Below are 25,686 nucleotides of genomic sequence, written 5' to 3' on the forward strand. Positions count from 1 at the left end.
GGCGCAGGCGCTGCGACGCATTTTCTCAGATCTTCGCGGTGATCGGCGATGGGCAAGTATCTTTCATATACAGCGCGATTGGCTCGCTCTCATCGCATGGATCCAGGAGAAGCAACATGAGTGAACTCGGCCAGCGGCCGACAGCGGACCCGCGGGTGCCGGCGATACCACGCACGATCAACGCCATCGGTGAGGCGCTCAGCCCCGGCAGGCGCATGGCCTTCTTCGCAGCCGTCGGCGGGGCGGAGCAGGGTGAGAGGCTGAACGACGTGATGAGCCTCTGGTGGATGGAAGCGATGTTCGAGGGGGTTCCCGGACGCGAACAGCGTCTGGCCGATACCGTCGCCGGTCGCGGGCTCGTCCCGCTGCCTGAGGTCGTAGAGGAAGCCAGTTGAGCACAGAGTCCATGGGCTGGACGGCTGTCACCGAGGCCACGGCGTCCCAGGTGCTGGCGGATATGCAGGCGTCGGGAGCGGCTCAACTGCAACAAACGATCGTACGTTTTCTGCGGGCACTGGCTCTGGAAGTCGGCAGTGCCGTGGAAGTCGGCAAGACACCACCAGGCCTTCCGATTGATATCAACGGAATCGTCTGGTATAGCATCCCTATTCCCTGGGAGAACGTATTCTTCAATTACAGCATTTACCCTTCCGAGCGGCAGATTCGCGTTTGTGACCTCATTTGGGTTTCGGTCGATTAATCGATATCGGCTTCCTCGACGACACCCGTGGACCGACGACGTCGGCGATATCACTCGGCACGGGTGATCGGAGGGGAGTGCCACTGTGCGTCGATGACCTCGGGTTTTGGAAGGTACATGCGCAGCGCCACGAACCAGATGCCCTGCTGCGGCGTGGGCAGCCAGTTGGAGTCCCGGCCCGGCCCCGGTGAGTCCGGCTGCAGGTAGAGGGTCAAGCTCCCGTCGGCGTCCCTGACCAGCCCCTTGGTGCGGTCTCCGATGGAGTACCGGTGGATCGGATTCGGGATCAGGTTCCGGTCCTCGTCGTATGCGGTCAGCGACCAGAACGCGTCGACCGGAGGCAGCGCCCCCGCCTCGTAGTGGAGCTCGTAACGGCCGGTGGTCAACGTTTCGCCGTCGCCGTCGGTGAAGGCCGCCAGGTAAACCGCTTCCTCGGGATCGTTGATGGCGATGCCCACCAGGGACTGCTCGGCGGCTCGCCTGAGGAAGTCGTCCCCGAAGTGCCCGATCTGCGGGGGAGGATAGCGCCAGCCGTTGACGAGCTCGCCCCACTGGCCACTGAGCAGCTGCTGTTCAAGCATGGGCACGGCGGTGGCGGCGGCCCGGATCAGGCTCTCCTTCACCGGTTCCGGTTGTGCCTCGACGTCCATCCCCGGGCCGATGCCGATCTCCGCGAACTGCCGGAGCAGTACGCCGTGGTGCTTCGGCGGAGGGTTCTCGGCCAGCATCGCGTTGAGCGTCTTCCACGGCCCGAGCGGATCCTTGGCGGGGTCGACCGGTATCGGTACGTCGCGGCGTTCCGGGAGCGTGACGCCTTCTCTGCCGAACAGGTGGAGCGGCGTCAACCTGTACTGCTGCTGCAGCGCGTGGACCGTAGGGAGGTCGTGCACGCCCTCCACGAGGGTCCGCCCGACCACCAGGATCCATGGGGTGGGCGCGGTCGCCGTGCGGCGCACACCTTGCGGGAGGTCGCCGGTCCAGTCCGGGCCGATGAGGGCGAAGTCACCGGCCTCCGATCCCGTCGCCCGCATGCCCACGTAGTCGTAGTTGTCGGAGGTGAAGGCGACCAGTTCGAAGGTGAAGTAGCGGTTGCCCATGTCCGGATGCGAGAGGATGAGAGGCTCCTCGCGCAGGTCCGCCCACGCCCAGGAGTACAGCGTGTCGTTGTTGGGGGAAACACCCTCCCGGTCCGAGGCGTCCCAGAGCCTGCTCGCGTGCCAAAAATGGTTCACGGGCGCGTAGGGCGTCGTTTCCGTCTCGGGCTTCTGGGTCACCCAGCGGTGGCGGAGCACGGCGTTGTAGATGTAGGGGAAGCCGTAGACGAACGCCTGTTCCCCCAGGGTGTACGCGTACTCGCGGCGCCAGTCGTCCATCCGGCCGGTCAGCGTCGGCTTCACCGAGTGCCAGGCCACAGGCACGGCCCGCGTCATCTTCCTGGCGCGGTCAATGGTCTGCCCCGGGTGGCGTACGGCAGCCGCGGTGGCCTTTCCGGAGACGGCCGCCGTATGACCGATACCGGTCGCCGCCTCGGCGAGACCGTGCCGCAAGCGTTGTACGGGACGGTGGCCGGGAGCTGAGGATGCCATCACCGCACTCCTCTCGTGTGGGTGGACAGCACGGCTTGTGGCCACCACGCGAACCGAGGACGAACCTGCGACGTGCCGACTCTCTCGGTGCACGTCAATGTGCGGCTTTGTGCGCCATGCTCAAGATGGTGTTACGGGGCCGAGTGCTCCAACGCACCTGCCTTTTTCGAGTAGATCACCGCGTCCGTGCCCCGGCAACCGGGCCCGGCAGGTCATGGCCCACGGTCCCCTGGTCCGCGTTGGAAGGCGGCGGGGAAAGAATCGTTTCGCCGTCAACTGCACCGCTCGCCGCGGCCGCGCGGAAGCGGCAACCGGCGACGTGGAAGGTGTCACCGCGAGCCGCTCCCTTGCGAGCGCCGGCCAAGATGAACGGTGCCTCCCCACGTCCGTTGCCGCGCCGAGCAGCGGTATCCCACGGTGGCCGGTTGTGCAGGCCCAGGTCGTAGTCGGAACCGCTGCTGTGCGTACCCCTCGACCGATTTGCCCGGCGCCGCCCCGCGGACGGTTTCGGCGCGATCACGGTTCAGCCCGTACCGATCACCGCGGCCCCGCCGTGTGATCAGATCGGCCGGTACCAGCAGGTAGCGGCTCGGGGAGGGCCGCGGAGGAGGGGGACGCTGTGATGCCCGACACCGCCAGAGAAACGAGACAGGCGTGCCCGGAATGCGGCACGGAGATCCGCGGTGACAGCCGGTTCGCCGTCTGGTGCGCCGCCTGCGACTGGAACGTCGACCCGCAGGAGCCGCAGCCGGACCGGGGCCCGCTGGACCGGGCCGAGCGCGCCCTGGCCCGACGGCACGGGGAGCGGCTGCTCGCCGAGATGCTGGGCGGGCAGGCACTGCGCCCGCGGCGCGACGCGTCAGCGGTGACGGCCACCGTGCTCGCTCTCATCGTGCACGGTGTCACCTTCGCGCTCGCCATCGGCGGTGTCTGGTGCGTGGTGGCGGGCTGGGGCGGCGTCGGCGTGCTGCCGGGTCTGGTGCTTCTGGTCCTGTTCTGGGCGCTCGCTCCGCGGGTTCGCCGCCTGCCCGACGACCGGCCCGTGCTGCTGCGGGCCGACGCGCCCGAACTCTTCGCCCTGGTGGACGAGGTGGCGCAGTCCGTGGGCACCCGCAGCGTGCACGCGATCGCCGTGGACGGGAGCATCAACGCGAGCGTCATGACCTACGGTGTGCGCGGCCGGCGGCTGCTCGTGCTGGGCATGCCGCTGTGGGAGGTCCTCACGCCCGAGGAGCGGATCGCCCTGCTCGGCCACGAACTGGCCCATTACGCCAACGGCGACACACGCAACGGCCTCGTCGTCGGCACGGCGGTGCGGACCCTGGCCCTGTGGCACCACACCCTCCAGCCGCTTCCGGACCCGACCGCGCTGGAGCTGGCCGTCAACGCCCTATACGTGCTGCCACGCCTGCTGGTCCGAGGGCTGCTGGTGCTGCTCGTCCGGCTGACCTCACGAGCAGGGACACGAGCCGAATACCTGGCCGACCGGCTGGCCGCCCGCACCGCTTCCACCCAGGCCGCTGTGGGCCTCATGGACCGGCTGCTCATCACCAACTCGCTCGCCGTCCTGCTGCGCAGCGAAGCCAACCGCGCCGCCCTCGGCGGGTCCAGGTCCGCCCGGGAGGCGAAGGCCCGCGCCGACGAACTGTGGGGACTGCTCGCCGCCTACACGGCGTCCGTCCCCGAGCACGAGTACGAACGGCAGCGGCGGGCCGGAGCCCGGCGCGGGCATCAGGTCGACGCCACTCACCCGCCGACCCACCTGCGTAGAGCCTGCCTGCTCACCGGCGGGCCCTTGGCGGCTCAGGTGGTGCCACGGGACCACCGGAACGAGCGGATCACCGCGGAACTCGCCGCGGCCCGCACCGAGGTGGCACGGCGCCTGCTGCGCGACGGCCTCGTGGACTGAGCCTCCGATCGGCCCACCCGTCATCCAGACGCACTCCGTGGCGGGTGGCGAGCGGGAATTCCGGTCCGTCTACCGGCCGCCCGCCAGCCGGGATCCGTTCGGTGTGCGGCGGTAGAGCGTGGACCGGCCGGACCGGGTGCGGGTGACGAGGCCGGCCCGGTGCAGTACGCCGAGGTGGTACGAGACCGTCGCGGGGCTGAGGAAGTGACGTGCTGCCAGCTGAGCGGTGGAGGCCGGTTGTGCCAGGGCGGCGAGCAGCGCTGCGCGGGTGGGGCCGAGCAGCTGGGCCGTCTCGGTGGACGGGGCTGCTGGGATGACGGTGTCGGCGACGGCTTTGTCGCGCACGGGGTGGGCGAGCATCGGGGGCCTGGCTCCGTCACGCGTCGGGTCCACGGCCACGGCGGGCCGGGTCGCGACGAGTGACGGCACGACGATCACCAGGGGCACGGGCAGCGTGATCTGGAACCTGCTCTCCACGAGCAGGGTGCCGTCAGCCCATCGGATGCCGGGGTGCAGGGAGTTGAAGAGCCTGGCCGCTCCCTGCCGGGCCAGTACGCCGGCGCATCGCTCGACCTCTGCGTCCAGAACGCTCCTGGCGGTCTCCCAGTGCGGGGCGAAGGCCAGCTCCCAGTAGCTCCGCAGCTCGTCCGCCGCCTGTCGTGCCACGTACGCGCCGCCCCGCGCCACCGCCCGCCGTACCGCCGGCGGCAGCTCACAACCGGCGAGACCGTTGCTCGGTCGCCCATCTTGCAGCGCCCGCAGCTCACCCAGGACACGTTCGGGCGGGGTACATCGCACCCGCTCCAGCTCCTCCTCGACGCTGGGGGAGGGGCCGACTGGATGCGGGCTGAGGAAGTCGGGCACGTACCCACCCGCGTCCAGGGCCAGTTCGGACAACAGCGGCAGCCGAGCCCGGTGCCGGCGCAGCACACGTCGCGCGCGGGCGACCCACACGTCGGCATCGGGGGCCGGGCGCATGCCCCAGGGCAGCAGGGTGGCGACGGCCTCGTGCAACGGTGAGACGGCGAAGCGGGAACGGGCGAGCCCGGCGGCGTCCACGGTGAGCTCGATCAACGAACCTCCCGGCTGTCCGGTCCCGCGGCTGTCCCTTCGAACCTGATCGAATCATGGCACGGAACGTCGCGGCAGCACGCCTGATTGGCGCAGGCTTGCGACCCGGCGCAATCGCCGATGGTTCGTCAAATGGCTTCGCGTAGGGGCTGATGCTGCAGTCCCGGCGTGACTTCTTCCGGGAGGTGGATGGATGCGTGTCATGACACGTCTGTTCTGTCTGGGGGCTTCGGTGCTGCTCGCGGCGGCCGGCCAGGCAGTTCCCGCAGGTGCTCGAGACCTTCCCGACTCCTACGTCGTTTCGCGGGATCCCGGCATCCTGCCAGAGGGAGTCGCGGTGGAGCGGGACGGCACGATGTACGTGACCTCCAAAGGCACGGGCCGGCTGTTCACGGGACGCATCGGTGACGCCGAGCTGCGGCCTTTCGCCGCTCAGGGCATCGCCGACCGTCCGAGCGCGCTAGGCGTGCACACCGATGCCCGCCACCGCGTCTTCTCCGTGGGCGGCTCGACCCTGACGGTCCACGATCGAAATGGGCGGCTGGTCGCCCGCCGCACCGCCGCCGACGGTCCCCTCGGCGCCGCGAGTCTCAACGATCTCGTCATCACCGAAGACGCCGTCTACGTCACCGACTGGGCCAATCCCGTGATCCACCGGGCTGAGCTGCGCGCCGGTCGACTGGGCCCGCTGCGGCCCTGGTTCGACATCCGCAGCGCAGCTCCCCAGTTCCCGGCGCAGTACTGGCTGCTCAACGGCATCACGGCTGACCGTACCGGCAGGACGCTGCTCGTTGCGTCCAACGGCACGGAGGCGGTGTGGCGGGTGAACACCGAGACGAAGGCCGTCGAGGAGGTGCAGCTCGGCGGAACGTCGTTCGGAGCCGACGGCATGCTGCTGCACGGTCGGTATCTCTATGCGGTGCTCAACTACGGTGCGCCCGCCGGGGTCTACATCGCCGAGCTGGGCAAGGGGCTGCACAGTGGGAGGGTGCGCTATCGGATCACCGGTGACCGGTTCGACCTCCCGACCACCCTAGCTCGCCACGACTGCCGCCTCTACGTGGTCAACAGCCAGCTCGATGAGCCGGCGGGGCAACCGCCCTACACCGTCTCGACCATTTCCGATCCCACATGCCGGTAGCGGGCGAGGCCGATGCGGATTCTGCGCGTCCCGCGAGCCCTCCGCCCTGAGGTGAGGCACGGCGGGGGAGGGCGGTCTCCGTCAGACCATGCCCGTTCGATGTCTCGGGCCGAAAACATCTCGGATCTGCCGGGCGGGCGACCTACGCTGGGCCCCGTCCGCACTATCTGGGAGAAGCATGACAAGCAGGTTCACCGAATTGACCGTCGACTGCCAGGATCCGGAGAGGCTCGCGGCCTTCTGGTGCGAGGTCCTGGACTTCCAGGTGATCGACCGAAGCGAGGGCAAGGTCGAGATCGGCTCCTGGGTGCCGACCGTCGAGGAAGTCCGGGCCCGGCAGATGCCGCCCACCCTGATGTTCATACGGGTGCCTGAGGGCAAGACCGTCAAGAACCGGCTCCACCTCGACGTCAGCCCGATCGACCGCAGCACCGAGGACGAGGTGACCAGATTGCTCGGTCTCGGCGCCGTCAAGGTGGACGTGGGCCAGGGCCCGGACCGGAACTGGGTGGTCATGGCCGACCCCGAGGGCAACGAGTTCGACGTCGTGCGCACCTTGGCACCGCAGGAGACCGGCGGACGGCCGGCTTAGAAGCCTCACCGCTCAGCGCGCACGAGCTCATCAGGTCACGTCACCAACGTCCCAGCCACCTAGGGCCACTAGACGTCGAAGCACTCTCTGCTGGGCCGGTCGGCGGAGGGGTAGTAACAGGCGTGCAGGCGGGAGGGCTGAGGTGCGGAGATCATGGGTGTGGTGACGAAGTCCTCGCCGGATGCCTGCGTCGCCGTGTTGCCGCGGGGGCGCTGCCCCGGAGAACTGATCTCGATGCGGAAGCCGGCGTGGGTGGGGCGGGCACGGATCCAGCCGGCCTGGCACCGGGGGCTGAGGCGGAGTTCGAGGCGGGTCCCGTCCGCCGCGGTGTAGGACGCCAGTGTCTTCGGGTCCTCGCACGCGGTGGTCCTGGGGTCACGGCCGGAACACGACTTCAGCCGGCAGATCGGCGGGAGGATCGAGGACGCCCGGGCGGTGTCGTGGGACGCATGGTAGAGCGCGGCCGGGACGATCATCATGGCTGAGGCGAGTAGCACGCCGATCGCGGTGACTGCGGGGTGTTCCGTGGTCTTCTCGGAGGCGGCCAGCAAGAGGGCGCGTACCGGTCCGGGTGACCGGGCCGATTCTGGCTCAGGAGTTCCTGCCGGTGCTGGGAGCGTGGCTTTACCTGACGCGTTCCCAGTCACGGTGGGGGAGAGCTGACCATGTGCCGCGAGTCCTGGTTCGCGTCCGCTCCAGACCGCTTCGGCGCGCACCCACCGTTCCATGATGTCCGCGTCCGGCGACCGCACCGTCAGACAGAGCGCGTCGACGGCGTGCCGGGGTGGGAACTGCTTGCCGTTCAGGTAACGCTCCCAGGAGGACTTGCTGATGGTGGTCAGATCAGCCAGCTCCGCCAGCGTCAGGCCGCTGCGGTCCTTCAGTTCCCGCATTCCGTTGATCAGGTGCGCGTAGGCCTCCGGAAGTGCGGGCGGCAGCGGGCGCGGCCGTGTCCCCTTCGGGTACTTCCTCATCGTCGAAACCCCCGTTTCGGCATACCGGTCATTGATCACTGCACATGCCGCAGCAGGCGCCAGGTGTCCTCTCCCACGACACCATCGGCCGGTAAGTGGTCCTGTTCCTGCAGGCGTTCGACCTGGGCCTGGGTGTGGTGCCCGTAGTACCCGTCGACATCACCCGGGGACAACTTGTGGCGCACCAGCAGGCACTGCACCTCGGCTACGTCCGGACCAGTGCTGTTGAGCATCACCTGGCGGGACGACGTGGTGCTGTTCCCGCCGAAGAGCAGATCGCCACGCCGTGTGTAGCGGCAGTCGTACTTGCCGACACCGTTGTCTGATCCCGGCGCGGCGCCGGGCGCCGAGCGATGGGTGTCGAGGATGAGCGCCACGGACAGCACGGCGGAGAAGAGAAGCGTTCCCACGGTCAGGGACAGCGCCAGGACGCGAATGCGTGGGCCGTCTGCGCCCGGGCCGTCCTTCGTCCGCTCCGACCGGTGCCCGGGAGCGGCCGCCGTACTCACTTCATCCGTGTTCCATGTCTTCTCCGCGGCAGCGCGCAACGCCAGCAGGGAACCGACATCCGCGTCGGTGATCCGGGCCAGAGCCTCGATTGCCGCGGCCGGAGGGAAGGCTGTGCCGTTCAGATATCGGGCCCACGACGAGGCGCTGAAATAGGTCTTCGCCTGCAGGGCTTTCAGTGTCAGCCCGCTGTGATCCTTCAACTGCCGCAGCGTGCTGACGAACCGTCGCCCGTTCGCATCCAACGACGGTGGCAGTGCCTTCCACCTCACTCTGCTCCTTTCCGCGGTGCCGCCGCTCCTGCTGAGTATGGCCAGTGCCGGCACCGGTGCGACGTGGCTTCCCCATGGGCACATCTGCGCGCAGGTCGGTTCCGGTCATCGGTGGGGCCCGGGGCCACAAGGCCGGGGGCGAACGCGCCTCGGTCACGGGCGAGGGCCGGTGAGGATCGGTGAGCTGTCCCGGGAACTTGCAGCTTCAGGCGAATGCGCAGGTGACAGGCCTGAGAAATCCCGGGACGTCGCTGAGCCCACCATGCGCTGGAGGCGCGGTCCCGGCGCCGCCATGCTCGTTTCCGTCGCAGGTCGCCCACGGATGCCGCGCTGACACCCCGCCGTGAAAGGACTTGATCCATGCGGGCACCGACGCACCCGAGCAGGGGTGTCGTCATATCAACGGCAGCGGTTCCGACCCGGGCTCACGCGCAGCAGCCTTCTCAGGCCGCACCTGACAGCAGATCAAGGAAAGGAACCACCACCATCATGCTCACCACCACACGAAGGCGACCCGGCCGAAGCCTGGCCGCGTCCATGCTCCTCGCCATGGGCCTGGCAACCGGCGTCACGGCAGCCGGCGCCACCACCGCTGCGGCGACCGCCCTGCCCGACAAGGTGCAGCCAGGCTCCAGCGCCGGCGTCGCAGTCCAGGCGACCTGGCCGACCGTCAAGTCCGGGCAGCGCGGTGTGGACGTGGCCACTGTCCAGCTGCTGCTGACCGCGCGAGGCTACGCGCTCACCGCCGACGGGGTCTTCGGTTCGGGCACCGCGGCGAAGGTGAAGGCCTTCCAGAGGGCGAAGCACCTGACCGCCGACGGCATCGTCGGACCCAACACCTGGGCCAAGCTGGTCATGACGGTCAAGTCCGGCTCCAGGGGTGCGGGCGTCAAGGCCGCGCAGCGCCAGCTCACCGACAACGGCTACGCGCTCACCGCCGACGGGGTCTTCGGTTCGGGCACCGCGGCGAAGGTGAAGGCCTTCCAGAGGGCCAAGCACCTGACCGCCAACGGCATCGTCGACGTCCAGACGTGGGCCGCCCTGGTGCGGGGCGGCGGCGCCGGTGGCGGCGGTGGTGGTGGCAAGCTCAGCGACGCCCAGGCCGCGGCACGGCTGCGGGCGGCCGGTATCACCCGTTCCTCCTCGGGCAACTGCACCAACCGCAACAACAAGAACTGCACCAGCCTGCAGGACATCCGAGCCCGCACCGTCGACGGGGTCATCAGCCTGAAGCAGAAGAGCGGCTGCCGCATCGTCATCACCGGCGGCACGGAGACCGGCCACGCGGGCGGCACGTACAGCCACTGGAACGGCTACAAGGTCGATGTGGCCCGCACCTCGTGCGTCACCAACTACATCCACGCGCACTCCAGGAAGCACCACAAGCGCGGTGACGGCGCCTGGGTGTGGCGCGTGACCTCCGGCGGCAGGACGCTCATCGACTACGCCGACGAGTCCTGGGCCAACCACTGGGACGTCACGTACTACTGATGCCTTCACGCGGGGCGCCCGGCTCGCCCTGGACGCCGGCCGGGCACCGTCCCCGCCGGCGGGGGTGGGCCGGCCGCGGCGAATCGCCCGCGGCCGCTCGCCGCCACCCACAGGGGTTCGGTGCGTTCCGCTCCCGGACGGCCCGACTCGGTACACCCGCGCAAGCGATCACCAGGACATCACCCACGCCGGCGGCAGTCCCGCCGCCGGCTCCCGACACCCCGATCCGACTCGGAAAGGCATCCCATGAAGCACCTCGCGACCGTCCTCCTGGGCACCGGAGCGCTGCTGGCCGGCGGCCTGGTCACCGCGCCCTCGGCCTCCGCCGCCACCAGTTGCCTCGGTTCCTCCTGCAACGGCGTGAACCCCGGCAACACGACCTGTGCGAACGACGCCCGCACGGTGGCCGAGGGCTCCGGCCCGGTCACAGCCATGGAACTGCGCTACAGCCCCTCCTGCCGGGCGGCCTGGGGCCGCTTCAGGATCAGCGCCCCGTCCGGCTCCAAGATCGTGATCAAGAACAGCCAGGGAAAGCAGTACACGACGAACGGCAGCGGCCACTTCTACAGCGTCATGGTCAACGACAAGGACGTGAAGGCCTGGGCGTGCGGTACGTGGAAGGTCCAGGGCTCCTACGACACCGACTGCACCAGCAGCTACTGACGGGCGGCGCCGCCCCCGGGCCGCGCGTCTCCGTCTGCGCCGCAGCCGGATCCGCGCGGTCGTCCCGCAGCCGTCCGACCGACTACGTAAGCCCAGCCGTCCGACCGACTGCGCAGGTCAAGGATGCCGCGGCCGGTCTGTGTCGATGACGTCCAGTACGCCTACGCCCGGCTGCTCCTCGCCTCTTGGACGCCGTTTTGCCGGAGCGGCAACAAGAGTGGCGTGACCGGGCCACGATGGGTGACGTTGGGCCCGTGACCGAGAACATCGCAGCGGGATCGCCCGCGCCTGACACTTCCTTGCCTGACGACGGATACGTCGGAGACCCCGCGGTGCGGGCGGAGTGGGACAACCGATACGCCGACCGACAACAGCTGTGGAGCGGCCGGCCCAACGGTGCGCTCGTGGCCGAGGTCGCCGGGCTCACGCCCGGGCGGGTGCTCGACGTCGGCTGCGGCGAGGGCGCGGACGCCGTCTGGCTCGCGCGCGGCGGCTGGGACGTGACCGCGCTCGAGGTCTCGGGCGTGGCGCTGGAGCGGGCTGCCGGGCACGCGCGGGACGCAGGCGTCGTCGTTCGCTGGGTGCACGCCGCGCTGACGGAAGCGGCGCTCCCGCCGGCCTCCTTCGACCTGGTCTCCGCGCAGTATCCAGCCCTGCTGCGCACCCCCGACGCCGCAGCCGAGCGAGCGCTGCTCGCGGCCGTCGCGCCCGGCGGCGTGCTGCTGCTTGTCCACCACGCGGGGATGGACACCCAGCAGGCGCACGACAGCGGCTTCGACCCGGCTGACTACGTCTGGCCCTCGATGGTCGCCGCCCTGCTCACCGACGACTGGAAGGTCGAGGTGAACGAGCAGCGACCACGCGTGGCACCCGACGGCGGCGCCGGCGCGCACCATACCGACGACCTGGTGCTGCGTGCGCGACGGCTGCGCTGAGCCACTCCACTCACAGCAGGCCCGACACCGGCCACCCAGTGCGGGCGAGGTCGGGGGCCGGGGGCGTTTTTTCGTTAGTCACCCTGAGCGACTCATCGACGAACACGGTGACATCGCCTGGCGCACCCGCAGCACACTCTGGGGAGCAACGGCATGGGCGGACAACAGCACCACCTATACGCCCCTGCGCCTTCCGGGCCAGTACTACGACCCGGAAACCGGCCTGCACTACAACTACTGCCGCAGGGGCGGGAGCTGTGTCCCTCAGTCCTCGAACGCGTACGTCGCGAAGTCCGCGACCCCTCGGTAGCCGAGCCGTTGGTACAGCGCGTTGCTCGTCGGATTCGCCAGGTCCGTGAAGAGGAGCACCTCCGTCGCGCCCCGCTCCAGGGCGGCACGGCTCACCTCGGCCGTCACCGCGCCCGCGTAACCGCGGCCCCGCAGGTGCGCCGGGGTGTAGACAGGGGCTACCCGCACCTGGCCGGCGATCTCCGGAGTCGCGCCCGCCATGGAGACGGGGGTGCCGTCGGGGGCCTCCCAGAGGGTGATGCCGCCGTAGGCGAGACGGGCGTCGGCCCACTCGCCCGGTTCCCTGCCCATGCGCAGACCCGCCGCCACGACGAACTCGTCGTGCCAGCGCATCAGCAGCTCCCGATCACCGGGCCCGGCGACCCGTGCCCGGCCGGCCGGCGGCGGTTCGGGTACGGCCAACTCGACCAGCCGATACAGGCGCTGGCGTGCATCGAGGACGGCCGTCACCCCGGTGCGCAGCGGCCACGCGTCGGCGAAGGCCTCGGCCGTGTCCCGTTCGGCGCTGATGCGGGTCACCGGGTGCCGCAGGTCGGCTAGGCGCTCCGCCAGGGCCATGGCGTCCTGGGCGGCGAGCGGGGTGAGGCTGAGGGCCTGGGGCGGGGTGTGGAACAGGACCGCCCGTACGCCGCCCCGGGCGTCCTCGAGCGTGCCGAAGAGCGGGGCTCCGTCGCCGTAGACGTGCAGCCCCTGCCGGCGCAGCATGTCCGTCACGGTCAGGGGGACGGTGTGCAGGGCCGGCCGGGAGCGCAGGAAGCCGGTGCCGCGGGTGAGGAAGTCGTCGAGGTCGTGGGTGAGGTGCCAGGCAGCGAGATCCATGCCGGCATGGTCCCGGTCGGACTGGCGGCCATGAAACCGGTTTTCCGTCCGGCGGCAGGGCCGGCACACGGGCGGGTGCCGGGTGGGTCGCGCTGTCCATCCCCTGCCGGTCAGGGCAGGGGCCTCGCGGAGGTAGGCGGGCAGGGCTCGGCGGATGGACGGATCCGCTTTCCAGCCGGGGCCGAACCTCATCGGCTGCACCTCGTGGGACGAGGACGGCCACGCCTACACCTTCCGGCACATCGGAAGGCGGCTCGTAGGACGAGCGCTCGCGAAAGGGCTGGTATTACTGGGGCATGCAGGAAGAGACCGCACGCTCCGCGATCGACACGTTCATCTCCGCGTTCAACGCCTCGGACGACAGCTATGTGACTGCCCTGCTCTCCCAAGCCCTGACCTCAGACGTGGTCTTCTGGGGACCGTTGGGTCGCAGCGAAGGAATCGCGGCGGTCGAGCAGTTCGTGCTGGACATCCGGCGCCACCCGGCGGGGACCGGCACGATGGTGCGCTGCTCAGCGGTGGACATGCCGGACGAATGGGCCCGGTACCGGTGGGTCTTCACCACGCCTGACGGAGGCCCCCGCCTGGCGGGAACGGACATCGTCCATCTGCGACGGAGCCTTATCGACCAGGTCATCGTCTTCGCGGGGGAGATCGAGCCGTCCGCCTCCTGAGCCATCCTTCTGCCGCTGTCCTTCTCCCCCTCAACTTGCCCTTCGGCGTTCGGGGGCTGCGGTTCGCGGTTGGTCAGGCTGCGGTGTCGAGGGGGCGTCCGCCGCGGCGGACCGACGCGGACCTCGACGGGGTTGGCCCGGAGGCGTAGGTCGCAGTCCAGTGCCCAGGGGCGGTTCCAGTCCGGCCTGCGCAACCTGCCCCTGCACCACATCGCGCAGAACACGGTCTGGCTGTAGATCCTCCAGATCGCGCTTGAGCTGCTCTGCCTGGATGGCCTGCCCACCAACAACCACGGAAAGCAAAACGGTCCACCGACCCCATCGGCGGACCGTCATGCAAGGTCGAGGCTAAATGAAGTCCTGGGTGAGATAATAGAAATTCGCATCCCGGCCAGAACCGTCAGGTGCTTTACCGTGACCAACGGAGAAACCTATGCCGGTCGCCTTGAAGGCACAGTTGAGCAGTGTTCCCTTATGGGCAGCATCACTCATCCACGAGTCAAGTACGGCCTGTAGTGCGGGTGGAGCATTCCCGGTGGCCCACTGCATGGCTACGTTTTCTTGCCCCGTGGCGCCTGTTGCCCACTTGATCCGCTCAGTTGGCAAGCTGCCGTTGGAACCGTAATGCCCCGGCCAGCCGTCGGGAGTGAGCTTGTTCCAGAGGCCCGGATGTTCAGCAAGGTCTTGGCTGTGAGCTTGCGCGAGACCGTCCAGACGCAAGTCAATCTGCAGGTTGCTTGCGCAGGGCCGCGGTTGGTGCTGGCGCGTCATGTTGACCAGATCGAAAATCTGGTGCCTTTCCGAAGTGCCGACGTCCGAAGGGAAGCCCCAGTGCGGAAGGACAAAACGGAAGTCGTCGGGCCGGGCTTCATGGGCGTTGCTGTCCTGCGGGCACCGACCCTCAGGGCCTCGTTCACTTCCTTCGAAGAACATGCCAAAGCACTTCCAGCAAAATCGCCAGCCCGCCTGTGACCATGGGGCCTCTTGCACGTTGCAAGGGAGATGGAATGTGAAGCTCTGGGATGGCGGTTGCGCCTGATGGGGATTGTTATCCTTCGGGCATCGCCCCTGAGGTCCCGGCTGATCTGACTCCCAGAACATTCCCCAGCACTTAACGCAGAAGCGCCAATGCGACTGAGTGAAGGGGAGGTCCGTATCGTGGGGGAGGTAGAAATTGAAGCCCTGCGCTTCGTGAGCCCCGCCAGCAGGGCAACTGCCCTTGGGCCCAGATGGCTCCCCCTGGTAGAACAACCCCCAGCACTTACGGCAAAAGCACCAGGCTTCCTGACCAGACCGGCTGGACACGAGTCCGTCTAGAGGCGGCATGGTCTTCACCTTCCTAGGTGAGTTCCGCGTGCGTGCCGTTACTAGCAACGGTACGTGACGTACCGGTGGTTCGCGAGTCGACTGCTGCGCCGCGCGGATCCCTATGGCGGCGAACACGAGTGGACCTACGACGGCGAAGGTAAGGTGCTCACCCGCAGCACCCCCGACGGCGGGCGGACGGTGTACGAGTACGGCGCTTTTCGACCGCCTGACGGCGCGAACGGAACCGGACGGCGCCCGTTACGAGTTCGGGCACGACATCGAGTTGCGGCTGCGTCAGGTAACCGATCCGCGGGGCCTGACACCTGGACGTACACCTACGATCCAGGCGGCCGGCTCATCTCGAGACCGACTTCGACGGCAGTACGCAGCAGTACGCCTACGACGCGGCCGGTCAACTGACGGCCCGTACCAACGCTGCCGGCCAGACGGTGCACTATGTCTACGCCGCCGTCGGTCAGCTCGCCCGCAAGACGTGGGCGGGGCGGTGACGGCGTATGAGCACGATGTCTTCGACGAGCTGACGCGCGCGGTGGGTCCGGACTCGACCATGACCCGGCTGCGGGACCGGTCTCCTGCGGTCGGAGACCGTCAACGGTCACACGATGACTCTAGGCTACGACGAACTGGGTCGTGTCGTACGCCGTGCGACGCCCACCGACGCGGCCAGCGAGCGGAGTTACGATCCGACGGGCTCTATGTCCCGGCTCACGGCGTCAGGACGCACACTGATCTTCCGCAATTACGACACCGGTCAGCATCAGCCCGCGAGTGGCGGTCGCCACCGAAGTCCCACGGCTGAGGGCTTCGAGAGGCTGGAGGCGTGGGCGGATCCGCGCGCCCTGGACCAGGACGCCGAGGGCTACCGCGCGATGGACGAGCGCCGCGCGGTCAAGGCCCTCCTGGAGCCCCGACCGCGCGGCCGCGGGGGATTACTGCCCGACCGGATTGAGGTAGGTGCCCGGGTGGGTGGCGCCGTCCTGCTTCAGGATCTGGCCGCCGAACGGCCACTTCAGGGTGAAGTGCTTTGTCTCGTTCGGCGGGGTGACCAGGAACGTCGCGGGGACGAACTTCTCCTTCTGCGGCGTGGACCTGGCAACGGGGAGCAGATTGATGCTGAAGTCCGTCGTGTCCCCCCGCCCCAGGGTGATCTTCGTGGGCCTCTTGGCCGAGCGCACCAGGGACCAGGTGCCGTCGGTCCTCTGGGCGCCGACCATGTCGACACCGGCGAAGCCGGACAGGGTGCAGGTGCGGTTGCTGATGTTGGTGAACCAGATGAACGCCTGCGTCTGCTTCCCGGTCTGCCCCATCTCCGGCTTCGCGTCGTCCCTGGTGGCGAAACCGGCCTTCAGGTCGGCGGTGTGGCAACGCGTCGGCGCGGCCTTGGTGGTGGCGGCCGAGGCCGGGACGGCGGCGACGGCGGTGCTGGCGGCGACGATCGCCGCAAGGGCCACGGCGGCCATTTTGGTCTTCATGACGTGTTCGGTTCCCCTCGAATACGACTCGGTGCGCGAGGTCAGTGCGCACCCACGCACCTGTAGACGTTGGATGTCGGGCGGCGGTTCGTTGCGCCGGCCAACCTTTTCGGCCGCGCACGGTGGGGCAATGGCAGCCGTGAAGGCGGCGGCGCGACTGTATGAGCAGGTTGAGCCCGCTGGAGTCCGTCTTCCGGTATCAGGGAGCGCCGTCAGCGCCCAGGACACGCGGCGCCCGTGTGGCGGGCGAAAACGGCGTGCAGTTCACCGAGCAGGGCACGGCATACACCCACCTCAGCATGCTCTTGATGGAGTGACCTCATGTGACAGTTCTCTGTTGTGGGCGGGTGTTCATGTGCTGCGGCGGGTCCAAGGCGGTGGCCGACGTCAGGTGCAGCACTGTGGAGAACCCGAGGACGGGACCTCCGGGTGACTGGATGGTTCGCCGCACGTGCCGTTCATAGCGTTGCCTCATGTCGATCACGCTGAGTCGGATCAGTCGTCGTACAGTGGCCGCGTTCGCTGTCGCTCTTCTGACGCTGTTTGTTCCGGCAGTATCCCTGGCGGCGCCCTTTGATCGCCTGTCCCAACTGCAGCGCGATGCCGACGCCCTGCGGGACGACGGCGTCACGGGCGTATCGGTGACATTGGAGACGCCTCACGGAGTGCGGACAGTCCGCAGCGGGGTCGGCGATCTCAGCACCGGGCAGCCTGTGGCCGCGGACGGGTACGTGAGGATCGGCAGCGCCACGAAGACGTTCGTCGCGGTCGTACTGCTCCAGCTCGTCGGTGAAGGCCGCCTGTCGCTGGACGACACGGTGGACGCGTGGCTGCCTGGCCTGGTCCGCGGCCACGGTAATGACGGGCGCCGGGTCACTTTGCGCCAACTGCTTCAGCACACCAGCGGGCTGCCCGACTACATCGGCGACGTCGTCCCCGACCTCAGCGCGGTCGGGTATCGCGCGAACCGCTGGGCCACCTACACCTCCCGGCAGCGTGTGGCCCTCGCGATGCAGCATGCGCCGTCCTTCGCACCCGGTTCTGGCTGGGAGTACTCCAACACCAACTACGTTCTCCTGGGCATGGTCATCCAAGCGGTCACGGGCCATTCATGGGAGTACGAGGTCCGGGCCAGGATTCTTCGTCCGCTGCGGCTCACCCGCACTCTCACACCCGGCAACTGGCCGTTCCTGCCCGGCCCTCATGCCCGGAACTACCAGCAGTTCGAGCCGGGTGGTGCCGTGACCGACACCACGATCGCCTACCTGCCCTTCGACGCCGACGCCGACGGGTCGGTGATCAGCACGAACACCGACACCAACAGGTTCTTCACGGCACTGGTGCAAGGCAGGCTTCTGGCCCCCACCCAACTGGCCGAGATGCAGCGCACCTTCGAAGTCCCCGCGACCGCGGCTTCCCACCGGGCACGCGCGACGGGCTCGGCCTGTTCTGGACACCACTGTCCTGCGGCGGCGGATACTGGGGGCACAGCGGCGACGGATTCGGCTACCTGGTATGGCCTGCCACGACTTCGGACGGCCGGACCACCATCACGGTCTCCTTGCACAGCCGACCAGGAGACGAAAGCAGCGCCACTCGGCAGCACCAGGACGTCACGACTCTCGTCGATCACGCACTGTGCTCCGCTCGCCGGTCGCCGACGTCCATATGAACAGCACCCACCGCCCAGGCTGATCGATGTCGCTGCGACGAACCCGCGCTCGACGACTACGACAGGCACTACCTGATGGGATGAGGTGAGACGTGCCTGTGCCCCGTTGTCCGCAGGTGCTTTGCCTGCTGCACTGGCACGGTGAGCCCCCCTACGGGCTGACCGCGCTGGGCATCGCCCCGGACCGGCTGACCGAGGCGGAGGAGAAGGCCGCGGCGGCCCTGGCCGACTTGGACCTCCCCGCCTCGTGGGCGGACGCGGACCCGGCATTGCGGCGGCTCCTCGTCGCCGCGTGCCGGTCGGTCCCGACGGCGGGCCTCTGGCACGTCACGGACGACCGTCCGGCCCTCACCGAGGACCGCGCCCGGTACGACTGTCTGCGTGCGCTGATCGCAGAGTGGCCCGGCACCGAGCCTCTGCTGACCGAGGAGGCCGACCGGCTGCCGGGGTTGACCGCCGTCGCCCGGCTGACCGCCCTGGTCTGCCGGATGCCGCCGGAGGTGTGGCTGGAAGCCGAGGAGGACCTCCTCGACATCTATGACACCTACACGGTCGGCACCCTGCCATAGCAGCAAACTCAGCCGGACGAGGAAGAGGCCTGGCATCCTGGGCGTATTCGGGACGTCAGGCCGTTCGTTCGCTGCCTTGCTACCGGGCCCTTGGGCCGGGGGCGGGCGGGGTGCGTGGTCGCAGGCGCTCTCCCTGCGGTCCGAACATGATCAAGTACTCGACGGGGCCGCCGGGGCCGGCGTTCGCGACCCCATGGGGATTGCGGGTGTCGAACTCGGTGACGTCCCCGGCACTCAGGACGAGGTCCTGGTCGCCGAGTGCGAGCCACAGCCGCCCGTACAGGACGCAGAGCCATTCCCAGCCGTCGTGGGAGGCCTGCCGGGGACGCGCGGGCGGCTCCTGGACGGCGGGTAGGACGTGTTTGTGGGCGTGCAGGCCCCCGACGTACCGGGTCAGCGGCAGCACCGCCTTGTCGTCGCCGAAACGCTGGAGCGCGGAGGTGCGGGGCTCGGCGGCCGGAGCGGTGCCGGCCAGCTCGTCCAGAGAGACGCCGTACTCCTTCGCCAACCGCAGCACCACTTCCAGGGTGGGTTTGCGTCGGCTGGTCTCGATCCGCGACAGCGTGCTCGGGGAGATGCCCGTCGCGCAGCTGACGCCGGTGAGCGTGGAGCCGCGGTGTTCGCGTGCGGCCCGCAGCCGGGGGCCCATCGCCGCCAGTGTGTCGGCCAGGTCGTCGCCTGTCACTTGCTCTGCCCCCTTACGGACGTGCCGCTCCACCGTCCTGTCATGCAAGTTTGCCAGAGTGGCAAGGGTAATCGCGGTGGACGGCCGCTGCGTCGCATGATCGATGCGTACCTGCGTCCACCCGCGAACCGAGAGAAGACCCCATGCAGCCCGAGCCGTCCGCCGCACTCCACCACCGCACCGTCGAGGCCCCTGCCGGGCGCCTGCACCTGGTCGAGCAGGGCACCGGCCCGCTGGTCCTGCTCGTGCACGGCTTCCCCGAGTCCTGGTACTCCTGGCGCCGCCAGCTCCCGGCCCTCGCCGCGGCCGGCTACCGGGCGGTGGCCCTCGACGTGCGCGGCTACGGCCGCTCCTCCAAGCCTGCGGCGACCGATGCCTACCGGATGCTGGACCTGGTGGAGGACAACGTCGCCCTCGTGCACGCCCTCGGCGAGGAGAACGCGGTGGTCGTCGGCCACGACTGGGGCTCCAACATCGCCGCCACCTCCGCCCTGCTCCACCCCGAGGTCTTCCGGGCCGTCGCCCTGCTGAGCGTCCCGTACGCGCCACCCGGCGGGCCCCGCCCCACCGACATCTTCGGCCAGATCGGCGGCCCCGAGCAGGAGTTCTACGTCTCTTACTTCCAGGAGTCCGGGCGCGCCGAGACGGAGATCGAGCCTGACGTGCGGGGCTGGCTCGCGGGTTTCTACGCCGCCCTGTCCGCCGACACCATGCCCGCCCAGGGCAAGCCCGACCCGCACTTCGTCGCCCACGGCGGCCAGTTGCGTGACCGTTTTCCCGCCGGCATCCTCCCGGCCTGGCTGGCCGAGGACGACCTCGACGTGTACGCCGGAGAGTTCGAGCGCACGGGTCTGACGGGCGCACTCAACCGCTACCGCAACGTGGACCGCGACTGGGAGGACCTCGCCCCCCACCGCGGAGCCCCGATCAAGCAGCCGTCCCTGTTCATCGGCGGCGCCCTGGACGCCTCCACCACCTGGATGTCCGACGCCATCGACGCCTTCCCCACCACCCTCCCCGGCCTGGCCGCCTCCCACCTCGTAGAGGGCTGCGGCCACTGGATCCAGCAGGAACGCCCCGAGGAGGTCAACCGTCTGCTGATCGGCTGGCTCAACACCCTCACGGGTTGAACCGCCAGGCGCGGCCGGGGCTTCTGCACATGGAACAGTTCGGCGCGGGGTACGGCAGGCACCGCCGGGCCGGCCACAGGGCTGTGAAGGCCGGGGCCAAGGACTCGTCGAAGGCCCGGCGGCCCCCGGACTACCGGGAACCCGCCACAGGCTGCTGCTTGTAGAAGAACTCCTCCAGGTAGGCGGCCTCGTGTGGCTGGTAGGGCTCCTCCAGGTAGGCGGCCTCATCTTCGTCGAGTTCGACGTCCACGGCGGCGAGCGCGTCGGCCAGCTGGGCCGACTTGGTGACCCCGACGATGGGCGAGGTCACCACCGGGTTGCGCATGACCCAGGCCAGGGCGACCTGGGCCGGGGACAGGCCCCGCTTGCCCGCGATCTCGTGGACGCGCTCGGCCACCGCCTGGTCCTCGTCACGGTAGAGGATCCTGCCGCCCGCGTCGGTCTCGGCAGAACGACCTCCTCGCGCCGGGTGAAGTCCTTGACCGCCTGGCCGACGATCTCCTCGCTGCTTCCGGCGCTGTACCCATTGGCCGTGTCGAGGAAGTTGACGCCGCTCTCAAGGGCCTGCTTGATGATGTCCCGGCTGGCGTCCACGCCCAGCGACCAGGGCTCGCCGCCCCGGTCCGGCTCGCCGAAGCTCATGCAGCCGAGGGCGATGGCGGAGACTTCCAGTCCGGTCGTTCCGAGTTTGATGTATCGCATGCGTCCGAACCTAGGAATTGGAGTGCGCTCTCACGCAATACGTCTCGGTCCGGAATTCGAAGGCGTGTGGCATCTGTGCCCTGTCAGTTTGCGGCCGTTTCGGCCAGACGTACCAGAGAACCCAGTGGTAGCGAGTAACAAGTGGGCAGCAGGAACCATCACCAGCAACGCGATCTCAGGATGACCGCAGCCGGGGCGCCCGGCGCAAGGCAGCGCCCCGGTTTGCAACCGGCGAGGGAACCATCGACATTGATGTGCGCGACGATCAGCGCTCGCGTGGAGTTCCCGGGCATCGAAGCGCACGGGCCGTGACGCCGGCCAGGCCGACTCCTCCATGGTCGTAACCTCGACGGAGTCCAGCCGGTCGTGCTGCTGCGGGGTGAGGGCGGCGGTACTGAGCGCTTGTAGGGCGTCGCAGGCGCCTTTCAGGTCGGCGCGGGTCTCGGCCGAGTGCAGCGCCGCTTCGGCGAGCTGGGCGTGGTCGAGGCCAGCCGGATCGGCGACAGCGAGCAGACCGAGGTGGGCCGAGGATGCTTGAGCGGGGTCGTCGAGGAGAGCTTGGAGCCGGCCGGTCAGCGGGCGTCCGGCCGGGTCGAGCACGGCGGTCTCGCGGGCGGCGCGGGCGGTTCGGGTTTGCCCATCGGTTGTGGGCCTGCTCGGGTGTCGCTGGACAAGCAGTTGTCGATGGACAGCCGCCGGCAGGATCCGTCGCAGCCCGACACGCCCTCACAGCAGCCGGATGAGAGACGACGACGCTGGTCGACCGCTCCGCGTGTCACACGGTGCCTACACGGCAGCCCCTCCACACAATGAGGCGATGGCACTCGAAAGGGCACGACAGCTGCCGGTCCGCCACCGCACTCGTCTCACCGGCCTGACCCCGGATGGCGGCCGGCCATGACCCGACAGCACCCCCGTGACGAGAGCAGTCGGCACGAGCTCCAGCAGGCGCCGTACGGCGAGGCCCGCTGGCCGATGGCCGCAGCCGTCATCGCCGCTGCGGTGCTGACCCTGCTGCTGCCCGACGACCTGCGCCTGGGGCCCCGCTGGGTGCTTCCCCTCGTCGAAGGGCTGCTCCTCGTGGCGCTGATCGCCGGCGATCCAGGCCGCATCAGCCGCCGTTCGGCCGCCCTGCGCGCGATGTCGATCGCCCTGGTCGGCGTGCTCGCGTGCGGCGCCATCTGGTCGACCATCCGGTTGACCGACGACCTCGTGCACGGCGGCAACGAGACCAACTCCGCCGACGCCCTCCTGCAAGCCGGCGGCAGCGTGTGGGCCTCCACCGTCCTCGCGTTCTCCCTGCTGTACTTCGAACTCGACAGCGGCGGACCCGCCGCCCGGGCCCACCGCGTGCCGCCCACCCCCGCTCTCGCCTTTCCCCAGCACCTCAGCCCCGAACTGAACGCCACCCACTGGCGCCCCCGCTACATCGACTACCTCTACCTCGGCTTCACCAACGCCACCGCCTTCAGCCCCACCGACGTCATGCCACTGGCCCCATGGGCCAAGATCACCATGGCCCTGCAGTCCCTCGTATCCCTCCTCATCCTCGGACTCGTCGTCGCCCGAGCCGTCAACGTCCTCACCTGACCGCTGCTCCCCGCCCGGCCAGGCAGCCAGCCGGATGACAACGAGCGGAGCAGGCCCAGGCCTGGGTGGAGTGATGCGGTCCTCCAGCGGTAGGCCCCCGGGGTCGTCCGCGTCGCTGCTCGTCCGCGGGTGTGCGGCGCACCACGCTCACCAACTTGCCGAAGCAACCTGGGCTCAGTCCGCTGAACGGGGCTGTCCAGGACGGCTCCGACGCCGTGATCACACCAGCCACATCAAGATCATGTCAGGATCGTGCGGCCCGCTCCGTGACCGCGCTAAGTTCCCAGGATGCAGCAGCCCTCGGAACAGGTTCCCGCGCTCCTCGATGGCCCGGCCGTCGACGTCTCCGACGCCCATGAACTCCTCCTCGGCTATCTGGACTGGTACCGCACAGCCCTGATGCGCAAGCTCGCCGGGCTCTCCGACGACCAGTTGCGCACGCCCGTCGAACCGCTCGGCTGGTCGCCGCTCGGCCTGGTCCAGCACCTCGGCTGGGTCGAACGCCGATGGCTGCGATGGGGTTTCGCCGCCGAGGACGTCGTCGCCTATCCAGCCGGCGGAGACGCCGAGGAGTGGACGGTGGCCGCCGACACCTCCACCGCTCAGGCCCTGGCCGCCTACGAAGCCGAGGTCACCGTCGCGAACTCCGTAGCGATGACCGCAGACTTGAGTGACAAGGCTCGCCTCGGCGGTCGCTTCAAGACCATCGAACAGGCCCCGTCCCTCGGACGGATCCTCTTTCATCTGCTCCAGGAGTACGCCCGCCACGTCGGTCACCTCGACGTCGCGCGTGAGCTCCTCGACGGCGAGACCGGCGAGTGAGGCACCCGGGACTGCCGATGCAATGCGGGACAGCTTTTGAGGGGCAGATTCTCGCGGACCTCTAGCGAGGGCCCGGAATACAGGCGGCGGGCCATGGAGCTCATCTCCCCGCAACGTCCGGCCGACGCTACCGAAGCCGAACTCATCTCGACACTTCGGACGGCGGGATTCTGCACGCCGAGATCACCATCGGACGGTCGACCCTGATCTCTGACACACGTGGAAGACGTCTCGCAGGATGAGCTTCGGCGCCGCCTGGCCGCCGCTGGGTGACTGGATGTGCGCGCGGCGGCTCGTCCGCGTCAGGCGCTCAGCTCGCGCGCGGCCCGGGCTACCAGGCTGTCCGCGCTGATGTCCACAAGATCGACGGTACGTCGATCACCGGGGCGGCCAGGCGAGGGCACCGGGCGTGAGCCGGGCAGCGGCGGGGTTATGTGACAGCGGGCAGGGCCCGCAGCGCCTCGCCGATGAGGGCGATGCCCTCCTCGATCTCGTGGGCGGCGCCCGCCGCGTAGCCGAGGACCAGGCCGGGCGGCCCGGGGGTGAGGCGGTGCCAGGACAGGGGGTGGGCCTTCACCCCCCGGGCGAGCGCGGCCGCGGCGAGGTCGGTGTCGCGGACGCGGCTGCCGGGCCCGTCGGTGAAGGTGACCATGAGGTGCAGTCCGGCGGCCGCCCCGTGGACGCGGGCGCCGGGCAGGTGTGCCTCGACGGCCCGCACCATCACGTCCCGGCGCCTGCGGTGGCGGCGCCGGAGGTGGCGTAGGTGCCGTTCGAGCTCGCCCGAGTCCATGAGCCGGGCCAGGACCAGTTGGGTGAGGATGCCGTTGCCGAGGTCGGCGTACCGCTTGGCGGTGACCAGGGCGTCGCGCAGGCGCGGTGGAACCAGGAGCCAGCCGACCCGCAGTGCGGGGGCGAGCAGCTTGGAGACGCTGCCCGTGTAGCAGACCCCGTCGGGCAGGAGCGAGCGCAGTGCCGGTACGGGGGGCCGGTCGTAGCGGTGCTCGGCGTCGTAGTCGTCCTCGATGACGACGCCGCCCTCGGCCGCCCAGCGTAGCAGCTCGCGCCGGCGTTCCCCGTCCAGGACCACGCCGGTGGGGAACTGGTGCGCCGGAGTCATCAGCACCGCCCGGGCCCCGCAGGCCCGCAGCGCGTCGACGTCCAGGCCGCCGGCGTCCACGGGGACGGGGACGGTCGTGTGGCCGCCGTGCTCCAGCTGCTGACGCGCGCCGAGCGAGCCGGGGTCCTCGACGTCGACGCGGTCGACGCCCTCGGCACGCAGCAGTTGCCCGAGCAGCCCCAGCGCCTGCGCCACACCGGCGACCACCACGACCTCGTCCGGGTCGGCGCGGATGCCGCGGTTGCGGGCCAGCCAGCCGACAACGGCCCGCCGCAGCGCGGGCGCGCCCTGGGGGCTGCCGTAGCCGAAGTCGGCCGGGGTGACGGCGGCGAGGACGGCGCGTTCGGCACGCAGCCAGGCGGTCCGGGGAAAGGCGGCGAGGTCGGGCACGCCCGGGGAAAGGTCGATCCGGCAGGGCAGGCCGCGCAAGGCGTCGACGAGGCCGTCGCGGTGGGGGGAGGCGAAGAAGGCGTCGGGGACGGGGGTGGGGGTGCGAGGGTGGGGGGCCCGATGCCCGGCGGCGGGGGGTGACGAGGACGAGGGACGGCCGGATGCAGAGGAGGCTGTGGGCAGTGCTGAGGAAGACGCCGCGGGCGCCGGGGCGGCGACGACCACCGTGCCGCCTCCGCCCCGGCCGGCGATCTGGCCTGACTCCGACAGCCGACGGTAGGCCTCGGTGACCACGCCCCGGGTGACCCGGAGCTCCTCGGCGAGCACGCGGCTGGCGGGGAGCCGCGTCCCGACCGGCAGCCGGCCGTCGGCGATGGCCGACCGCAGCCGGTCGGCGAGCCAGGCGGTCCGCCCGCCCGGGGGCGCGTCGGCGACGTCGAGCTGGAGGAAGTCGGAACCGAGGGAAGCGCCGGGCTGAGACGGACGGCCGCCGGCCGCGCCGCCGGACCCGCAAGCCGTGCCGGCCGATCTCACCATCGCGTCCGCCGCGGCGGTTTTGGACCCC

Annotated in this window: 24 protein-coding genes and 3 pseudogenes; 16 read left to right on the forward strand and 11 right to left on the reverse strand. The window is 69.7% G+C overall.

The genetic code is table 11. The annotated features are described in order from the left end of the window. The first annotated feature begins 116 nt into the window (after positions 1-116). Both TNCT1_RS18085 and TNCT1_RS18090 read left to right on the forward strand, forming a co-directional pair. Positions 117-395, forward strand: coding sequence for a hypothetical protein (locus TNCT1_RS18085; RefSeq protein ID WP_143633179.1), 279 nt, complete (start codon positions 117-119; stop codon positions 393-395). Further along, positions 392-700, forward strand: coding sequence for a hypothetical protein (locus TNCT1_RS18090; RefSeq protein WP_143633181.1), 309 nt, complete (start codon positions 392-394; stop codon positions 698-700). The genes TNCT1_RS18085 and TNCT1_RS18090 overlap by 4 nt, the downstream gene beginning before the upstream one ends. Before the next feature lie 50 nt (positions 701-750). Here the strand turns inward: TNCT1_RS18090 and TNCT1_RS18095 are convergent, their stop codons facing one another. Beyond that, entirely contained in the window at positions 751-2,286 is a 1,536-nt protein-coding gene (locus tag TNCT1_RS18095; RefSeq protein WP_143633183.1) for a DUF1254 domain-containing protein, read from the reverse strand. Between the two features lie 622 nt (positions 2,287-2,908). Between TNCT1_RS18095 and TNCT1_RS18105 the strand changes: the two genes are divergently transcribed. Continuing rightward, positions 2,909-4,195 (forward strand): M48 family metallopeptidase, encoded by a 1,287-nt coding sequence (locus tag TNCT1_RS18105; protein ID WP_143633185.1) that lies wholly within the window; start codon positions 2,909-2,911, stop codon positions 4,193-4,195. 69 nt (positions 4,196-4,264) lie between these two features. Here the strand turns inward: TNCT1_RS18105 and TNCT1_RS18110 are convergent, their stop codons facing one another. Further along, the gene (locus tag TNCT1_RS18110) at positions 4,265-5,269 is read right to left on the reverse strand and encodes a helix-turn-helix transcriptional regulator (RefSeq protein WP_143633187.1); all 1,005 of its coding nucleotides are present in this window, start codon (positions 5,267-5,269) and stop codon (positions 4,265-4,267) included. Positions 5,270-5,468: 199 nt separating this feature from the next. Here TNCT1_RS18110 and TNCT1_RS18115 point away from each other — a divergent pair, with 199 nt between their 5' ends. After that, a complete protein-coding gene (locus tag TNCT1_RS18115; RefSeq protein WP_235902689.1) occupies positions 5,469-6,407 on the forward strand; it encodes a hypothetical protein in 939 nt (312 codons plus the stop codon). Positions 6,408-6,585: 178 nt separating this feature from the next. Next, a complete protein-coding gene (locus TNCT1_RS18120) occupies positions 6,586-6,999 on the forward strand; it encodes a VOC family protein (RefSeq protein ID WP_143633191.1) in 414 nt (137 codons plus the stop codon). A gap of 68 nt (positions 7,000-7,067) precedes the next feature. Here the strand turns inward: TNCT1_RS18120 and TNCT1_RS18125 are convergent, their stop codons facing one another. Together TNCT1_RS18125 and TNCT1_RS18130 are read right to left on the reverse strand one after the other, a co-directional pair. Next, entirely contained in the window at positions 7,068-7,973 is a 906-nt protein-coding gene (locus TNCT1_RS18125; RefSeq protein WP_143633193.1) for an XRE family transcriptional regulator, read from the reverse strand. Positions 7,974-8,008: 35 nt separating this feature from the next. Continuing rightward, positions 8,009-8,752: a peptidoglycan-binding protein gene (locus tag TNCT1_RS18130; RefSeq protein ID WP_160160404.1), complete on the reverse strand. Its 744-nt coding sequence runs from the start codon at positions 8,750-8,752 to the stop codon at positions 8,009-8,011. A 489-nt stretch (positions 8,753-9,241) separates the two neighbouring features. On the opposite strand from TNCT1_RS18130, the gene TNCT1_RS18135 reads away from it, so the two are divergent. The 3 genes from TNCT1_RS18135 to TNCT1_RS18145 all read left to right on the forward strand — a co-directional run bounded on the left by TNCT1_RS18135 (position 9,242) and on the right by TNCT1_RS18145 (position 11,841). Next, complete coding sequence (locus TNCT1_RS18135; protein WP_235902692.1) at positions 9,242-10,243, forward strand: peptidoglycan-binding protein; 1,002 nt, start codon at positions 9,242-9,244, stop codon at positions 10,241-10,243. A gap of 246 nt (positions 10,244-10,489) precedes the next feature. Then, positions 10,490-10,906, forward strand: coding sequence for a DUF2690 domain-containing protein (locus TNCT1_RS18140; protein WP_143633196.1), 417 nt, complete (start codon positions 10,490-10,492; stop codon positions 10,904-10,906). 254 nt (positions 10,907-11,160) lie between these two features. Beyond that, positions 11,161-11,841, forward strand: coding sequence for a bifunctional 2-polyprenyl-6-hydroxyphenol methylase/3-demethylubiquinol 3-O-methyltransferase UbiG (locus TNCT1_RS18145; protein ID WP_143633198.1), 681 nt, complete (start codon positions 11,161-11,163; stop codon positions 11,839-11,841). Between the two features lie 264 nt (positions 11,842-12,105). Here the strand turns inward: TNCT1_RS18145 and TNCT1_RS18155 are convergent, their stop codons facing one another. Next, positions 12,106-12,969 (reverse strand): GNAT family N-acetyltransferase, encoded by an 864-nt coding sequence (locus TNCT1_RS18155; RefSeq protein WP_143633202.1) that lies wholly within the window; start codon positions 12,967-12,969, stop codon positions 12,106-12,108. A gap of 296 nt (positions 12,970-13,265) precedes the next feature. Here TNCT1_RS18155 and TNCT1_RS18160 point away from each other — a divergent pair, with 296 nt between their 5' ends. Further along, positions 13,266-13,643: a nuclear transport factor 2 family protein gene (locus tag TNCT1_RS18160; RefSeq protein WP_143633205.1), complete on the forward strand. Its 378-nt coding sequence runs from the start codon at positions 13,266-13,268 to the stop codon at positions 13,641-13,643. A 348-nt stretch (positions 13,644-13,991) separates the two neighbouring features. Here TNCT1_RS18160 and TNCT1_RS35570 read toward each other — a convergent pair whose 3' ends face one another. Then, positions 13,992-14,576, reverse strand: a complete 585-nt coding sequence (locus tag TNCT1_RS35570) for a CAP domain-containing protein (protein WP_160160405.1) — start codon at positions 14,574-14,576, stop codon at positions 13,992-13,994. Positions 14,577-15,023: 447 nt separating this feature from the next. Here TNCT1_RS35570 and TNCT1_RS36965 point away from each other — a divergent pair. Both TNCT1_RS36965 and TNCT1_RS36970 read left to right on the forward strand, forming a co-directional pair. Then, a pseudogene (locus TNCT1_RS36965) lies at positions 15,024-15,146 on the forward strand (hypothetical protein); the annotation flags it as partial. A 128-nt stretch (positions 15,147-15,274) separates the two neighbouring features. Then, entirely contained in the window at positions 15,275-15,460 is a 186-nt protein-coding gene (locus TNCT1_RS36970) for an RHS repeat domain-containing protein (protein ID WP_143633332.1), read from the forward strand. Between the two features lie 441 nt (positions 15,461-15,901). Here the strand turns inward: TNCT1_RS36970 and TNCT1_RS18180 are convergent, their stop codons facing one another. Then, positions 15,902-16,444: a DUF4232 domain-containing protein gene (locus tag TNCT1_RS18180; RefSeq protein WP_143633213.1), complete on the reverse strand. Its 543-nt coding sequence runs from the start codon at positions 16,442-16,444 to the stop codon at positions 15,902-15,904. A gap of 473 nt (positions 16,445-16,917) precedes the next feature. Here TNCT1_RS18180 and TNCT1_RS18185 point away from each other — a divergent pair, with 473 nt between their 5' ends. Both TNCT1_RS18185 and TNCT1_RS18190 read left to right on the forward strand, forming a co-directional pair. Next, positions 16,918-18,192 (forward strand): serine hydrolase, encoded by a 1,275-nt coding sequence (locus tag TNCT1_RS18185; RefSeq protein WP_143633216.1) that lies wholly within the window; start codon positions 16,918-16,920, stop codon positions 18,190-18,192. Between the two features lie 16 nt (positions 18,193-18,208). Next, on the forward strand, positions 18,209-18,685 hold the full coding sequence (locus TNCT1_RS18190) for a hypothetical protein (RefSeq protein WP_235902694.1): 477 nt from the start codon (positions 18,209-18,211) through the stop codon (positions 18,683-18,685). Between the two features lie 79 nt (positions 18,686-18,764). On the opposite strand, the gene TNCT1_RS18195 is transcribed toward TNCT1_RS18190, so the two are convergent. Continuing rightward, positions 18,765-19,370: a helix-turn-helix domain-containing protein gene (locus TNCT1_RS18195; protein WP_143633219.1), complete on the reverse strand. Its 606-nt coding sequence runs from the start codon at positions 19,368-19,370 to the stop codon at positions 18,765-18,767. Positions 19,371-19,513: 143 nt separating this feature from the next. Here TNCT1_RS18195 and TNCT1_RS18200 point away from each other — a divergent pair, with 143 nt between their 5' ends. Continuing rightward, complete coding sequence (locus TNCT1_RS18200; protein WP_143633222.1) at positions 19,514-20,500, forward strand: alpha/beta fold hydrolase; 987 nt, start codon at positions 19,514-19,516, stop codon at positions 20,498-20,500. 130 nt (positions 20,501-20,630) lie between these two features. Here the strand turns inward: TNCT1_RS18200 and TNCT1_RS18205 are convergent. After that, a pseudogene (locus tag TNCT1_RS18205) lies at positions 20,631-21,202 on the reverse strand (aldo/keto reductase). 897 nt (positions 21,203-22,099) lie between these two features. Here TNCT1_RS18205 and TNCT1_RS18210 point away from each other — a divergent pair. Continuing rightward, on the forward strand, positions 22,100-22,792 hold the full coding sequence (locus TNCT1_RS18210; RefSeq protein ID WP_143633225.1) for a DUF1345 domain-containing protein: 693 nt from the start codon (positions 22,100-22,102) through the stop codon (positions 22,790-22,792). A gap of 75 nt (positions 22,793-22,867) precedes the next feature. Here TNCT1_RS18210 and TNCT1_RS18215 read toward each other — a convergent pair. After that, positions 22,868-23,024, reverse strand: a pseudogene (locus tag TNCT1_RS18215) (IS5/IS1182 family transposase); the annotation flags it as partial. 56 nt (positions 23,025-23,080) lie between these two features. On the opposite strand from TNCT1_RS18215, the gene TNCT1_RS18220 reads away from it, so the two are divergent. Beyond that, positions 23,081-23,614 (forward strand): DinB family protein, encoded by a 534-nt coding sequence (locus TNCT1_RS18220; protein WP_143633226.1) that lies wholly within the window; start codon positions 23,081-23,083, stop codon positions 23,612-23,614. 430 nt (positions 23,615-24,044) lie between these two features. On the opposite strand, the gene TNCT1_RS18225 is transcribed toward TNCT1_RS18220, so the two are convergent. Then, on the reverse strand, positions 24,045-25,658 hold the full coding sequence (locus tag TNCT1_RS18225; RefSeq protein WP_373920482.1) for a PLP-dependent aminotransferase family protein: 1,614 nt from the start codon (positions 25,656-25,658) through the stop codon (positions 24,045-24,047). Between the last annotated feature and the right edge of the window lie 28 nt (positions 25,659-25,686).

The sequence above is a fragment of the Streptomyces sp. 1-11 genome, from assembly GCF_007176755.1.
Classification (GTDB): Bacteria; Actinomycetota; Actinomycetes; order Streptomycetales; family Streptomycetaceae; genus Streptomyces.

What these genes read in the sequence shown, in the direction of transcription:
- TNCT1_RS18105 (WP_143633185.1), top strand. Translation starts at nt 2,909, where the DNA reads ATGCCCGACACCGCCAGAGAAACGAGACAGGCGTGCCCGGAATGCGGC.
- TNCT1_RS18125 (WP_143633193.1), bottom strand. Translation starts at nt 7,973, where the DNA reads ATGAGGAAGTACCCGAAGGGGACACGGCCGCGCCCGCTGCCGCCCGCA.
- TNCT1_RS18135 (WP_235902692.1), top strand. Translation starts at nt 9,242, where the DNA reads ATGCTCACCACCACACGAAGGCGACCCGGCCGAAGCCTGGCCGCGTCC.
- TNCT1_RS18140 (WP_143633196.1), top strand. Translation starts at nt 10,490, where the DNA reads ATGAAGCACCTCGCGACCGTCCTCCTGGGCACCGGAGCGCTGCTGGCC.
- TNCT1_RS18200 (WP_143633222.1), top strand. Translation starts at nt 19,514, where the DNA reads ATGCAGCCCGAGCCGTCCGCCGCACTCCACCACCGCACCGTCGAGGCC.
- TNCT1_RS18095 (WP_143633183.1), bottom strand. Translation starts at nt 2,286, where the DNA reads ATGGCATCCTCAGCTCCCGGCCACCGTCCCGTACAACGCTTGCGGCAC.
- TNCT1_RS18085 (WP_143633179.1), top strand. Translation starts at nt 117, where the DNA reads ATGAGTGAACTCGGCCAGCGGCCGACAGCGGACCCGCGGGTGCCGGCG.
- TNCT1_RS18180 (WP_143633213.1), bottom strand. Translation starts at nt 16,444, where the DNA reads ATGAAGACCAAAATGGCCGCCGTGGCCCTTGCGGCGATCGTCGCCGCC.
- TNCT1_RS18160 (WP_143633205.1), top strand. Translation starts at nt 13,266, where the DNA reads ATGCAGGAAGAGACCGCACGCTCCGCGATCGACACGTTCATCTCCGCG.
- TNCT1_RS35570 (WP_160160405.1), bottom strand. Translation starts at nt 14,576, where the DNA reads ATGTTCTTCGAAGGAAGTGAACGAGGCCCTGAGGGTCGGTGCCCGCAG.
- TNCT1_RS18155 (WP_143633202.1), bottom strand. Translation starts at nt 12,969, where the DNA reads ATGGATCTCGCTGCCTGGCACCTCACCCACGACCTCGACGACTTCCTC.
- TNCT1_RS18210 (WP_143633225.1), top strand. Translation starts at nt 22,100, where the DNA reads ATGACCCGACAGCACCCCCGTGACGAGAGCAGTCGGCACGAGCTCCAG.
- TNCT1_RS18225 (WP_373920482.1), bottom strand. Translation starts at nt 25,658, where the DNA reads ATGGTGAGATCGGCCGGCACGGCTTGCGGGTCCGGCGGCGCGGCCGGC.
- TNCT1_RS18185 (WP_143633216.1), top strand. Translation starts at nt 16,918, where the DNA reads ATGTCGATCACGCTGAGTCGGATCAGTCGTCGTACAGTGGCCGCGTTC.
- TNCT1_RS18115 (WP_235902689.1), top strand. Translation starts at nt 5,469, where the DNA reads ATGACACGTCTGTTCTGTCTGGGGGCTTCGGTGCTGCTCGCGGCGGCC.
- TNCT1_RS18220 (WP_143633226.1), top strand. Translation starts at nt 23,081, where the DNA reads ATGCAGCAGCCCTCGGAACAGGTTCCCGCGCTCCTCGATGGCCCGGCC.
- TNCT1_RS18120 (WP_143633191.1), top strand. Translation starts at nt 6,586, where the DNA reads ATGACAAGCAGGTTCACCGAATTGACCGTCGACTGCCAGGATCCGGAG.